The sequence below is a fragment of the Pseudoalteromonas luteoviolacea H33-S genome, from assembly GCF_001625695.1.
In the GTDB taxonomy this organism is placed as follows: Bacteria; Pseudomonadota; Gammaproteobacteria; order Enterobacterales; family Alteromonadaceae; genus Pseudoalteromonas; species Pseudoalteromonas luteoviolacea_B.
The window spans coordinates 136,186-149,438 of the sequence record NZ_AUXY01000080.1 but is presented as its reverse complement, the minus strand read 5'-3'; the positions used below and the strand labels follow the sequence as shown (position 1 = coordinate 149,438).

At 40.6% G+C, this 13,253-nt stretch carries 9 protein-coding genes; 5 read left to right on the top strand and 4 right to left on the bottom strand.

Features of this window, described 5'->3' with window-relative positions; all coding sequences use genetic code 11:
• Positions 1-61: 61 nt before the first annotated feature.
• The 3 genes from N477_RS15505 to N477_RS15495 all read left to right on the top strand — a co-directional run bounded on the left by N477_RS15505 (position 62) and on the right by N477_RS15495 (position 5,437).
• On the top strand, positions 62-2,233 hold the full coding sequence (locus tag N477_RS15505) for a M4 family metallopeptidase (RefSeq protein ID WP_063363637.1): 2,172 nt from the start codon (positions 62-64) through the stop codon (positions 2,231-2,233).
• Positions 2,234-2,294: 61 nt separating this feature from the next.
• Positions 2,295-3,812 (top strand): M20/M25/M40 family metallo-hydrolase, encoded by a 1,518-nt coding sequence (locus N477_RS15500; RefSeq protein WP_063363638.1) that lies wholly within the window; start codon positions 2,295-2,297, stop codon positions 3,810-3,812.
• A 170-nt stretch (positions 3,813-3,982) separates the two neighbouring features.
• The gene (locus N477_RS15495) at positions 3,983-5,437 is read left to right on the top strand and encodes an SLC13 family permease (RefSeq protein ID WP_063363639.1); all 1,455 of its coding nucleotides are present in this window, start codon (positions 3,983-3,985) and stop codon (positions 5,435-5,437) included.
• A gap of 627 nt (positions 5,438-6,064) precedes the next feature.
• Here N477_RS15495 and N477_RS15490 read toward each other — a convergent pair.
• Entirely contained in the window at positions 6,065-8,062 is a 1,998-nt protein-coding gene (locus N477_RS15490; RefSeq protein ID WP_063363640.1) for a carboxypeptidase-like regulatory domain-containing protein, read from the bottom strand.
• A gap of 373 nt (positions 8,063-8,435) precedes the next feature.
• Between N477_RS15490 and N477_RS15485 the strand changes: the two genes are divergently transcribed.
• On the top strand, positions 8,436-9,827 hold the full coding sequence (locus N477_RS15485; RefSeq protein ID WP_063363754.1) for an aldehyde dehydrogenase family protein: 1,392 nt from the start codon (positions 8,436-8,438) through the stop codon (positions 9,825-9,827).
• A 10-nt stretch (positions 9,828-9,837) separates the two neighbouring features.
• On the opposite strand, the gene N477_RS15480 is transcribed toward N477_RS15485, so the two are convergent.
• Positions 9,838-10,563 carry a tetratricopeptide repeat protein gene (locus N477_RS15480; RefSeq protein ID WP_081216590.1) on the bottom strand — a complete coding sequence of 242 codons (726 nt, stop codon included), beginning with the start codon at positions 10,561-10,563 and terminating at the stop codon, positions 9,838-9,840.
• A 314-nt stretch (positions 10,564-10,877) separates the two neighbouring features.
• Here N477_RS15480 and N477_RS15475 point away from each other — a divergent pair, with 314 nt between their 5' ends.
• Positions 10,878-11,687 (top strand): DUF6279 family lipoprotein, encoded by an 810-nt coding sequence (locus N477_RS15475; RefSeq protein WP_063363641.1) that lies wholly within the window; start codon positions 10,878-10,880, stop codon positions 11,685-11,687.
• A 67-nt stretch (positions 11,688-11,754) separates the two neighbouring features.
• Here the strand turns inward: N477_RS15475 and N477_RS15470 are convergent, their stop codons facing one another.
• Together N477_RS15470 and N477_RS15465 are read right to left on the bottom strand one after the other, a co-directional pair.
• The gene (locus N477_RS15470) at positions 11,755-12,387 is read right to left on the bottom strand and encodes a flavin reductase family protein (RefSeq protein ID WP_063363642.1); all 633 of its coding nucleotides are present in this window, start codon (positions 12,385-12,387) and stop codon (positions 11,755-11,757) included.
• Between the two features lie 4 nt (positions 12,388-12,391).
• Positions 12,392-13,111 (bottom strand): SDR family NAD(P)-dependent oxidoreductase, encoded by a 720-nt coding sequence (locus N477_RS15465; RefSeq protein WP_063363643.1) that lies wholly within the window; start codon positions 13,109-13,111, stop codon positions 12,392-12,394.
• Between the last annotated feature and the right edge of the window lie 142 nt (positions 13,112-13,253).

Here is a 13,253-nt window from a genome sequence, read left to right as displayed (position 1 = left end):
CATCCAACACAGGTGCACATTCAGAACCTGAATGTAAAAACACACAATCAAGGAGCATAAAGTGAAACTACATAAAATAACGAAATTATCTCTCGCCACACTCGCAATATTAAGTTGCGCTGCGAATGCCGCACAAAAGCAGTATTTAAACCAACAAAATAATTTAAATATGATGCTGGTATCAGGCTCAATGAGTGTTTTATCGGCCCCAGCAGAACAAATAATTGGTTTTTCATCAGCTGACTCACTCAAAGTATTAAAAACGTTTAAACACAAAAACGGTGCTACAACCTATCGCTATCAGCAGTTGCACCAAGGGTTGCCAGTGATAGGCGATACGGTCAGCCTGACATTTGATAAGCAGGGGCTTTTGAAACATGCGCACGGGGCGGCCGTTTATGGCATTGCGGGAGATGTTTTGTCAACAAAACCATCCTTGGCAGTAGAGCAGGCAAAAACGATGTCAACTGCGTCGATTGCTTCGGTGCAAAAGGGAAAAGAGAAGTTTCATGAGACAGATAGGCTAGCTATTTGGATTGATAGCAACAATCAAGCGCGGCTAGTGTATGAGTTGTCGCATGTGACATATGGTGAACACCCCTCAAGACCTTACCAAATTGTTGATGCGAATACAGGTGAGGTTTTAGTTAGCTATGACAACATTCAACATGCAAATGCAACGGGTCCAGGTGGCAACCAAAAAACAGGCAAGTATCAATATGGTACAGATTATGGCCATTTAGATGTCAGCCAGTCTGGCAATACATGCACCATGAACAATGCCAATGTAAAGACCATTCACTTAAATCATGGAAGCAGCGGTTCAAGTGCGCACAGTTTTACTTGCCCTGAGAATACGGTTAAAGAAATAAATGGGGCATACTCTCCGCTTAATGATGCGCACTATTTTGGTAATGTGGTTTTTAACATGTACAGTGATTGGCTTGGTACAGCACCACTGAGCTTCCAATTACAAATGCGTGTCCACTATAGCAATAATTATGAAAATGCTTTTTGGGACGGCCGTTCGATGACATTTGGTGATGGTAAAGACCGTTTTTATCCTTTGGTAAGTTTAGACGTGTCTGCACATGAAGTAAGCCACGGCTTTACAGAGCAAAACTCAGGATTAATTTATCGTAACAAATCCGGTGGCTTGAACGAGGCATTTTCAGATATGGCTGGTGAAGCTGCTGAGTATTATATGAAAGGCAGCAATGATTGGCTGGTAGGGCAAGACATCTTCAAAGGTAGCGGTGCACTACGATACATGAACGACCCGACAAAAGATGGTCGCTCTATTGATCATCAGTCAAACTTCACCTCAGGTATGGATGTACATCACTCATCGGGTGTGTTTAACAAAGCTTTTTATCACCTAGCAACGACAACAGGGTGGGATACTAAAAAGGCGTTTGTTGTGATGGCTAAGGCAAATCAGATGTACTGGACAGCGAGCACTGATTGGGATTTAGCAGGTAACGGCGTGATGGATGCGGCATGTGACTTAGGTTACAACCCAGATGATGTTAAAGCAGCGCTTGCGCTGGTCGGCGTAAACTCTCAGTTAAGTTCTGGAAGTAGCTGCGGCACACCGCCAACAGATGAAGCGTTGACCAATGGTGTTGCAAGAACGGGGATCAGTGGCAGTGCCAAATCTCAACAGTTTTTCACCTTGGATGTACCTGCAAATGCAAGCAACCTTAAGTTTGTTACAACGGGCGGCACAGGTGATGCTGATTTATATGTTAAATTTGCTAGTCGACCAACTTTGCAGTCATATGACTGCAAGAGCACAACGTCTACAAGTGCTGAGTCATGTTCAATAGCAGCTGTACAAGCCGGTACTTATTTTGTGATGGTTGAAGCTTGGAATCAAATCTCAGGGGTTTCCCTGACTGGTAGTTATTCAGATGGGGGAAACACAACCCCGCCTATTGATAGAACTGAGAGCAATATTTCAGTATCTACTGGTCAGTGGTCGAGATACACTCAATCACTCGGTGCAGGCTACTCAAATTTGACGGTGACTATTTCTGGTGGCGCTGGCGATGCAGATCTTTACGTGAATTTTGGTTCTGCCTCTTCTACTACAACATATCAATGCCGCCCATACAAAAATGGTAACAGTGAGACCTGTACATTTACCAATCCACAATCTGGTACATGGTATATAGACTTGCGCGGTTACAGTAATGCAAGTGGCGTTAGTTTAAATATTAAAGCCAACTAACACACATCAACAAAAGGCGGCAATGTGTCGCCTTTTACTTACATTGCCCAAAGGAACAACTATGCGTACAAACACTTATTTATGTTTGTTGACGTGTCTGACTTTCCCTTGTTTATCAAATGAAGTATCTGAAAAAAAATGGATCACATTAGGCGCAACAGCAAGTCATCATTACCAGCTAGAAAATTCAGTTAAAGGCCGCTCTTTCGTTCAATCAAAGAGTGATAATTCATCCGTTGATTTACTTTTGATGAATGAAGCGGAGCATGTCCATGTTAGTCATTTTATGCATGATAATTATCATCGCTGTGGTGGGTTTGTATTACATGAAAGTGAAGAGGAGGCATTAGACTATCTGCGCACATTAGACTATGCGCACAACAACCAGCCAGAGCTCACGTACTCCATAGACAACGCTGATACTGCACGAGCCCTAATGAGTAGGGTGTCGACGACAGGCTTGGAGAGTACGGTTAGCGCTATGACGGCTTTCTACAATCGATACTATACACAGCAATCGGGAGTAGATGCTGCCAACTGGGTGAAGCAGCACTGGACAGATTTGGCGCGAAGTCGCACGGATATAAAAGTGGAATCTTATAATCACTCATGGCCTCAGTCATCTGTGGTTGTCACTATTCCTGGCAACGAACTTAAAGATGAAATAGTGATTATTGGTGGGCACTTAGATTCTATTAATGGTTCTAATCCTAGCAATGGAAAAGCGCCTGGGGCAGATGACAATGCCTCAGGTATTGCGGTGCTCAGCGAAGTACTTAAAGCCATTGTGGAGAGTAATTATAAACCCAAAAGAACAGTTCAAATCATGGGCTTTGCAGCGGAAGAGGTAGGGCTTAGAGGGTCAAAAGCAATTGCTCAAGATTATAAGAGCTTAGGTAAAAACGTGGCGGGTATGGCGCAGTTTGACATGTCTGGGCATAAGGGCGGGCAGTATGACATTGTTTTTATTACAGACTACACAAACAGCAGTCAAAACACATTTATGAGCCAGTTGCTAGATACCTATTTAAGCAATGTGAATTATGGCTTTGATAGGTGTGGTTATGGATGTTCAGATCACGCGTCATGGTATCAGCAAAGTTATCCCGCTTCTTTTCCTTTCGAATCCCGAATGAGAGAGTCCAATCGATTGATCCATACGTCAAATGATACTGAGTTTGATGCCAATCACTCAATAAACTTTGCCAAGCTAGCCAGTGCGTATGTGGCGGAGCTTGCTAAAACGGCAGGCTCTGCACCGCCGCCCACTGATCCAACCCCAATTCAAAAGAGTTACAAAGACATAGCTGTGGCCCAAGGACAATGGTGGCGTACAAGCTTGACTTTAGGCAGTGGATACAGCTCACTCATTGTGACCATCTCTGGTGGTACGGGTGATGCCGACCTCTACGTTAATTTTGGTGATCAGTCTACGACTTCTCAATATCGATGCCGACCTTATCGGTATGGTAATGAGGAAAGGTGTGAAATTACAATACCAGAGTCTGGCCAGTGGTATTTTGATTTGAGAGGTTATACGCAAGCTTCCGGTGTTAATTTGACTGTGAGTGCAAATTAAATAAGTGCGATGCTGCCACTTTGTGGCAGCATAAATAATTACGTGTTTTATGTGCTGGTTACTCAAAGGTATTTTTTATGTTTCATAAGCATGCTGTTTGCTTGTAGAAAGTCACACTCTCATTCATACTGCCTCCTTAATTTAAAGACATAATTATAAAAAATAGATAAATGACGGATACAATGGTTAAAGGCAGTTCCTTATACAACAAGTTTTGGCTATTTTTAGGCCCTTTTCTTTTTTTACTTACATGTTTAACGCAAAGCCCAGAGGGGTTATCTGAACAGGGATGGCGCACGGCAGGATTAGCAATGTGGTTAGCCGTTTGGTGGGTGAGCGAAGCAGTTCCAATTCCAGTGACTTCTTTAGTCCCTTTATTGGCTGTGCCTCTAGCAGATATCAATGATATTAAAAGTACATCGTCTGCCTATGCACACCCATTGATATTCTTATTTTTAGGTGGTTTTCTCATCTCTATTGCGATGGAAAAGTCGCAATTACATAAACGTATTGCTTTAAAAACCATGTTAAAAAGCGGCACGAACCCGAAATATCAAGTATTGGCGATGATGCTAGTGAGTGGTTTTCTATCAATGTGGATTAATAACACAGCAACGACGCTGATGTTGCTGCCAATCGCTTTATCTGTGATCCACGTTTTTCAGAAAAATGGTGCCCATTGTGATAATTACGCGAAAGCTTTGCTACTGGCCATCGCTTATAGTGCCAGCTTAGGTGGGGTAGGTACAATTATCGGTACTGCGCCAAATGCTTTGATGGTTGCCTACTTGTGGGATAATCATCAGATAGAAATTGGCTTTGGGCAGTGGATGATGGTCGCTGTGCCTTTTACATTTGGCATGATTGTGTTGTGTTGGCTTTGGTTGACTAAGTTCGCATTTAAGCTCACACCTCAGAAAAGTGATACTCAAATGACCGAGGTTTTCTCTGCTCAACTTCAAGAGCAAGGAAAGATGACGATAGCCGAAAAGAATGTAATGTATGTCTTTTTGTTTGCGGTTTTTGGCTGGCTTTTAAGGCCATACTTGCAGACGTGGACTGGATTAAACATAACAGATACGGGCATTGCTGTTGCAGCATCAATCATGTTGTTTATTTTACCTGCAGATAGCTCAGGTGAGCAAAAAGTGATGGATTGGCCTGCGGCTAAAGAAGTGCCCTGGGGCATACTTTTGTTATTTGGTGGAGGCTTAACCTTAGCAAGCCAAATAAAAGGCTCGGGCCTAGCTGAGTACATCGCTAATTTGTTAGCGGGTGCCAGTGCAATCCCTCTTGTGTTGAGCGTTGTTGCTGTTGCAGCACTCATTACTTTCTTAACCGAGTTAACCAGCAATACTGCTACAGCTGCAGGGTTTTTGCCGCTGCTCGGGCCTGTTGCGGAGCAAGTAACAGGGACGCCTCTTGTATGGATCATCCCAGCTGCAATGGCCGCAAGCTGCGCATTCATGATGCCTGTGGCTACGCCACCAAATGCGATTGTGTTTGGCTCAGGCGAAATTAAAATTAAAGATATGATTAAAGCTGGGTTTGTGTTGAACCTAATTGCAATTGCGGTGATAAGTATCTTAACACTGACAGTTGCTCGTTGGGTTTTTGTATTCTAAATTATCTGCCAAGCTGTTCAGTTTTGAAGAGCTTGGCCTTTCTATTTAAGCTTCGAAACTTCCTACCTTATTTACAAATTATCCGTGTAGATTGCCTACTCAAAACCTTCAAAACCATGCTTTGTGTCGAACTGTTTAGAGTAAGGGCTGATTTGTAATTTATTGGCTAATCTTTCTATTTAATAATAAAGTTGGTGCTAGGCTCATCGCGTAATTATGTCGTGGCGTTTAAACATAGGCGCGATTGCAATAAAAGTTTCAGGTGCATGCTGTTATTTTGGGTATGAAATCAGCTCAAACTATGGAGTTGTACAGTAAGTGAAAGTCAGCAGATAACTCAATGGTATACTAATATCTGGTTAGAAATTGAGGTGAAAAGTGCAATCAAAGGCCACTTACAGATAATGGCTGTTGGTCACGAATAATAATAGTAGTTCTGGAGAATTTTAATACTTTGCAAATATAATCGTACTTTGAGCACGCTCAGGCATTTTTTGCAGGAGAGGGCTTGGTTTATCTGATGAAGATGAAGTTAGAGCGCTTTTCCTTTAAATGTGTAAGCTAATATTAATTTGATAAAAATAAAAAGGGCTTGGTCAACACCAAGCCCTTTTAAAGACTTCAAGCTTATTGAATTGGCAATTCAAGAGTGCCAGTGATCACATCTTCACTACCTTTCAACTGGTAGCTGTAGTTGATTGTAACTGTGTTCTTTGAACCTGTTTTGTTGTCATTCATACGCAAGTCATAATTGTTCCAAATACGTGCTCTATAGCCATTTTCTTGTGCAGAGCCGCCTCTGACCTCACCGTGATGATTTTCGTTTTGAGCGATTTTTGCTAAATACGCTGTTGAATAGTCATGGTAGTCACCGTTAATGACTTCCCGCATATTATTAGCATCGGCAGTAGTTTCTGTATTGTTCTTTGTATATTTAACAACTGAGTAGCTGAATTTTTCAACTAAGTGTAAGTTTTTAGGTAAAATGAAGGTAACATGACCGTCATAATCCCACGCCCAACTATCTTCACCTGCTGAGTTTTTCTTGACGATTAACGTGCCATTTGTGTGGTAGTTAAAGTTATCGGCTGTGAGTTCATTGATATCGAAAACAGCGTTTGCAGCAGGTAAGCTATATTCACCGTAGAAGTTTAGCTGCTCATTTTTACCTGAGATTGTATTCGTAACTTCACCAATAGATACACGGTATCTATGGTTAGCGACTACTTCTTTTTTAGGTGCTACGGTGATGCGTGTATTGTCTAAATCAAGCTTGACGTCATGTTCTACATCTGTTTCTACAGTCTGCAAAGTTGTCCAGCCATCTTTTGACTCGACAACGTGATTTACAGCAACAGCTTTAACGTTGTCCGTGTTTACTTCAACTGGTACGTTTAAGTATAGCTGTACGTCGTTGTCAACAGTGTCTTTTGCTTCAACAGTGGTGATGGTTCTAACTGTTGTTTCACTCAACTCCTCAGTTTGTAACTTAACAACTAGGTTCAAAGTGTTATTTGATAGCTCAACCGAAGAATTGCGGTAATTACTGTATACTTCAAATGCAGAAAGAGCAAGATCATACGAGATATGTATGTTTTCACTGCCGTAAACAAGTTCATCTTTTTCAAAGCCTGGAATAACGATCTCTAAGCTACCCACAAAGTGAGCTTCTAAGTCATATTGCTTAGTTTCTTCATTGAAGCTCGCGTACTTTTCACCAAAATCGTTACCTTCGGCATACACACGTTTAACTTCAAGTGTATTTCCTTCTTCATCTAGGACAGTAAGTGCGATAGTAAATTCGTGGTGATTAGCTGCAACAAGGTACATCACATCCATTGACTCGATCGCACTTGCATCTGCAAGCATAATTTCGCCATTGTTGGCTAGGTAATTCGTTGACTCTGGCACATAATTGTCATTACCGTCACCATTTAAGTCCGACTTATAATATATGTTGGCTGGTAAATCTTTTGCTACCTGAATCTCGTAAACGCCTTTTTCTTCGTTGAAGGTCGCTTTTGATGAGTAGTTAATTTCAGCTTTACGGTCGTAAGTGTTTCGGTTCCAATTGCGGTTTTGTAGACCAAAAACATCATCTGCCCAGATAGTTAAGTTTTTAATTGGCTGGTTGGTCTCAGAGTCAAGAATGCTAATTTCTTTTGTATAGCCTTCAGATACCTCAAGTTCAAACAAATCTGTCGTGTGAACTCCATTAGCAACAGAACCACCCGTTCTTACTTTGAAGTAGCGAGTCATAAAAACATCGCTTTCACTCGATACTTTAACGATGATATTTCTTCCAGCAGGTAGACCTGTGAAATTGAATGAGCCATCCTCTGTTACTGCAACTGCGTCTGACCATGCGTTATCCCAGAAGATGCTTACTTGAGCATCTGCTGCAGAAACGCCTTCAGATACAGAAACAACAGTACCCCTAATCGCTGCTGGTGCTTTTGCGTTATCTTGCTGTTCTTGAAGTAGATCAACTTGAGATTGTAATAGTTGATTTTGTTCATTTAATTGGTTTGAGATCTCCTTATTACCATCATCTTCTACTTCCAAACAACCTGTTAGTGCAAAGCAAGTCGCAAGTCCAAGAGCAATTTTTGAGTATTTAAACATTAACATCTTCCTGTATTAATTTTTTTCACTTTTAAATCGCGGCTATTAAAACACATTCGAATAAGAAAATATTTATATAAATAAAAACAGCCGAAAAACTTTGTGTTATTAATGAACAGCTTGTGTTTTATATGTATATTTTTTGGGACTTAGAGCGATATTTTCTTTTGTAAAAAAAAGTAAATAAAGGGGGAGGGTTATGGCTCTTAGATTAAACATTGTTCAATTATGAGGTTTGTATATTTATTTTTTACTGTGAACTTTTGAACAATTAGCTTCTGAAATAGTAGTAATCTGATAATTTCGATTAAACATAAAGCTAAAAGTTTAATATAATAAGGTGTAAATGTTGGTAGGTGTTAACGGGGGCAGAGTGGCAGTAGCACACAATTTCACTATCAAAAATTCACTTATTACACTTAAAGCGGCTTATTTATCTGGGCCCTATCCTTCGCATGAGGCGCGCCAAAGGCAATTAAACCGATTGAGGTTGGCGATTATTGAGAATAAGTCACGCTTAATTGGTGCAGCTAAAACTGATTTTAGTGTGCGTTCTGAGCATGACACAGTGCTAGCAGATGTCATACCAACTATAAGTCACATTAACTATCTATCAAAGCACCTAAGAGAATGGATGAAACCTGAGAAAAGATCCTCAGGGTTGGAGTTTTTTCCTTCAAAGGTGCTGAGTGAATATGTCCCTAAAGGCGTTGTTGGTATAATTGCACCGTGGAATTATCCGATTCAGTTAGCATTGGTGCCGCTCGCCACCGCAATTGCTGCTGGTAATAAAGTCATGATTAAGTTAAGTGAATACACGCCTGCTGTAAACGCAGTCATAAAGGATGTATTAGCAGTATTGAAAGGTGATTGTGTCGTGATTGAAGGCGGTCCAGATGTTGCTACTGAGTTTAGCCATCAAGCTTTTGATCATTTGTTTTTTACTGGCTCAACAGAAGTTGGTAAAAAGGTTTATACTGCTGCGGCACAAAATTTAGTACCAGTGACATTAGAGCTTGGTGGCAAATCCCCTTTAATCGTTTTAGAAGATGCAAACATCGAAAAAGTGCTTTTAGATATTGTATTTGCAAAAAATATGAATGCAGGGCAAGTGTGTGTGGCGCCTGACTATGTGCTTGTTCATGAAGCGATTTATGATGAATTTATTAAAAAGTTGAAGTTACAATTCTTGAAATCAAATACAAGGGCATTGAAGACGGGCATATTGAATGAGGCACATGCCCAAAGGCTTAAAAACTTGATGGTTGATGCTCAAGACAGGGGAGCAAAAATTTATCACTCAGTAGAATTAGAATCGATACACTCCAAAGAATTTGGCACGCATATGGTTATTGACCCGCCACTTGATGCGCGCATCATGCAAGAAGAAGTATTTGGACCGGTGCTGAATATCATTAAAGTACAAAGTATTGCGCATGCAAAAATGACCGTTCAAGAATTAGGGACGCCACTTGCCTGTTATCTGTATACGAACTGTCAGATTGCTCAGAATGATATTAGGCAGAACCTGCAAAGCGGCGCTTTATGTATTAATGATATGCTTTTTCACGTTGCGGTACCTGATTTACCGTTTGGTGGCGTAGGAAGCTCGGGGTTTGGTAACTACCATGGTAAAGAGGGGTTTGTTACATTTAGTCACTGTAAGTCTATATTCCAGTCAAGCAACAACATATGGCGAAGCAAACTATTCAGCAAATATAGTCATGTCATTCAACGTATACTGACACGACTATATTTAAGGTAGATTGTTTTAATTACTCGGCAAAACCACTGCCCGCAATGTATGTATTAGCTTGGATTTTATGATAAATCTCATTAGCAATACGTTGTCCACGCTCGAGCTGTGAGCGAGACAAACTTTGTTCATCTAATTCCCGACTTTCTGCGGCTTGTTTATAACCGTTGAATTCGGCAAGTAAATTCCATATGTATGAACGTTCAACGTTCTTTTGCACCCCAAGACCTTGGTAATAAAGCAAAGCTAGGTTGTACATTGCTAGGGTATAGTTATTGGCAGCCGCCCGTTCGTACCAAAAGCGTGCTTGCACATAGTCTTGAACTACGCCGTCACCATTAGCATGCATGACACCCAAATTGAATTGTGCAGCTGGTAGGTTTTTCTTGGCGGCTTGAGTAAACAAATCTACGGCTTTTTGCTTGTCAAGTTTTACGCCACGGCCTTCTTGATGCATGACAGCCAGTGCAAACATAGCATCTGCACTGCCAAGTTTAACTGCACGTTGTAAAAGTTCTGCTGCTTTTCTTGGGTTTCTCGGTACGCCATGTCCACCATCATACAGTTTAGCCAGTTCATACATACCAGGCGCAAAGCCCATATCGACTAAATACTGAAATTCTTGGATAGCAACATCAAACTGACCAGCATTTGCAGCAGCGATACCTTCTTCTAACCCTGCAAGTGTTGGAGTTGAACTGAGCAGAAACCCTGAGAATAAAAGTGTTTGAGTTATTTTTCGCATCTAATTTCTCCTTGTAGAGCAGGGGAAGTTTATTGAGTTTTAAGCACTGTGTATACCAATGCAGTTTAGACTATAAGTTTATGAAGGGGAATAAAAAAAGCCCTTTCGGGCTTTTTAATTTTCATATCTACCGTCACCGATATGAGCAATGTAGCAAGTAAATGAGTTTGTGAATATACTGGGTCGAATAGTAATCCACTTAATGAAACAAGCTTTGTGCGTATAATCAAATCATCGCTTCATTGAGAATGATTATCAGTTACTTGCTTTTGGATGTCAACTGTAAATGATAATTAATTGTATTTGAGGGTGTGATGTTTAGAGTATCGATTGTTATTTTTGCTGTGCTGATGCTGACAGGGTGTTTTTATCAAACCGTATATAAAAATTCAGATAAGTTGGCGCTGAATAGACTCGAGGAATATGTTGATTTAAATAAAACTCAAAGGAAGTGGGTGCTTAACGAAGTTCAAAAAGTGCAAATTTGGCATCAAACACGCTACCTACCAATTTACTTGAAGTGGCATTCGCAATTGCAAACGGATTGGCAAAGCGCAGATCGAACTGAACTTTATTCGCTAAGCAAAAAAGTAAGCAGGCATTGGTTCGAGCTTTTACAAGATTTAGAGCCGATAATGGTAGAGTTCTTACTGTCTTTGGATGCTGGACAGCGAGTTCAGTTTATTGAAAATATCAAGGAAAAAATGGCTGAACAGCAAAGCACAAAAGAAAGAGTAGAGAGAACACAGGAGCGGTTTGAAAAGTCACTAGGTCGACTAAGTGATGAGCAGCTAAAAATGATTCAGAAGCACAGTGAGTCCATATCATATTACCGACAAATCAGAAACTTAAATAATCAAAAAAGGCTCTTAGAAATCGAAACTATTTTGTTGAAAAACAAACCTTCAGACACTGATTTGAATCGCCTTGGTGTGCTTATCGTGAATCATCCAAACAGCAGGTCGGAGTATCAAGTCAAGCAAATGGAAAAGCGTGTTTTGTCTCAAATTGATTTTTTAATCAATTTACGAGGTACACTCACTGTTATGCAGAAAAGGGAATTTGAAGAACAAATGATAGAGATTGGTGATATCCTGAGTGTCATTCAATCGACCGAGCTTTAAGGTTGATAGTAAGAGCTGCAGACATTCTTTAAGAGTGGCTGCAGTTTGATTTAATCGCAAGCTCAGCTTATATTTTGCAAGTCGTCGGTATGTTAGGCTTTGCGTATTCTAACCTGTCAATCTTACTTGCCGTGTGGTAGCAGTCCAAGCCAGAGACTGCAACTGTGTCTAATTGTTCTAAGTTAACAAATCCGTCTGCTTTCACTGCGTTATCATCCACTTCAACATGTACAATTTCGCCAATAACAAGTACTGTTTTGTTTAATTCGATAGTTTGATGTTGCCTAAGCTTTAAGCCTATCTTTACTTGGCTTTGCGTTACAAATGGCGCCTCAAAACCTGCATGGTAATAAGGTGTCAATCCTGTTTCGTCAAATTCAGATTGCCCCTCATCATAGCGTGCAGACGTCTGGTGTGCTTCTTTCCAAATCAAAGAATTTACGTGGTTAATTGTATAGGTTTCTGTTTCCAACATATTTTCTAATGTGTCACGCCTTACACTGTGGGGTCTAAAAATAACACCCATAAGTGGTGGATTTGCACCTAAATGAAAGACTGAGCTCACAATTGATAAATTTTCTCTGCCATTTAAGTCCTTGGTTCCAATTAGATTGGCGCTTTTATACCCAGACAGACTGTTGATGAAGTGTGCGCGGTATCTTTCAGATAAATTGAGTATGTCTTGGTTGTTTAAAATCATGAACTTACCATTGTATGTTGTGGCCTTGCCAATCGATATAGTCGATGGCTCCATTGAACTCTCGATTGAGTTGGAATGTATGTAGCTGCTGGGCAACAAATTCCGGCTTAAATAATTTTCCTGCGGGAACATTGTTTTGAAAAGGTTTAGATAATTCAGAATCTGTTGTACCAGGATGAAATAGCATGAGCTTTGCGTTACATTTTCGCCTTTGCAATTCAATACTGGCTGTTTTGAATAACATATTTAATGCAGCTTTTGATGCTCTGTAGCTATACCACCCACCTAATTGGTTGTCAGAAATGCTCCCTATTCGAGCGCTTAATGCTGTGAACACGCAAGGAGTTTGGGTTGATAGAAGGTGCGGTATAAATGCTTGCAGCCACATAAAAGGCGTCATTGTATTCACGTGTAAGAGCGTACTGAAATAATCAATGTCAAACGCTTCAATGCGCTTTTCAGGCATGTTTGTTTGTGTATGTAATACCCCGTTGCATACAGTAATGGATGACAACATGGGGTAGACTCTTGAAATCAGGCTAGCGACATCGCTAATACTTTTTTGCGAATAGTCAGTTTGGTATTTTTTCAACAGGGGATGTGAGATGTTGAGTGTTTCTCGGCTCACAGCAACGACTTGGTTGTTTAGACGCAAATTCAAATTAACTAACGCCTTGCCAATTGCTCCACTTGCTCCGATGATGACAACAGTTTTTTGAGACATAAAACGGATTCTGCACGGATAAATATTTATCATGATGGATACGAAATGTGCCTGAATTTAGATCACTGACTTGCAGGTGCCAAAGAAACTTATCCTTGCTTACCATGGATATGATTGAAAAAAGTGTAATCAAATGGTCTTT

Bases quoted from the DNA above. Each gene is read 5' to 3' on its own strand.
- N477_RS15500 (WP_063363638.1), top strand. From the start codon at position 2,295: ATGCGTACAAACACTTATTTATGTTTGTTGACGTGTCTGACTTTCCCT.
- N477_RS15475 (WP_063363641.1), top strand. From the start codon at position 10,878: ATGTTTAGAGTATCGATTGTTATTTTTGCTGTGCTGATGCTGACAGGG.
- N477_RS15465 (WP_063363643.1), bottom strand. From the start codon at position 13,111: ATGTCTCAAAAAACTGTTGTCATCATCGGAGCAAGTGGAGCAATTGGC.
- N477_RS15470 (WP_063363642.1), bottom strand. From the start codon at position 12,387: ATGATTTTAAACAACCAAGACATACTCAATTTATCTGAAAGATACCGC.
- N477_RS15480 (WP_081216590.1), bottom strand. From the start codon at position 10,563: ATGCGAAAAATAACTCAAACACTTTTATTCTCAGGGTTTCTGCTCAGT.
- N477_RS15490 (WP_063363640.1), bottom strand. From the start codon at position 8,062: ATGTTTAAATACTCAAAAATTGCTCTTGGACTTGCGACTTGCTTTGCA.
- N477_RS15495 (WP_063363639.1), top strand. From the start codon at position 3,983: ATGACGGATACAATGGTTAAAGGCAGTTCCTTATACAACAAGTTTTGG.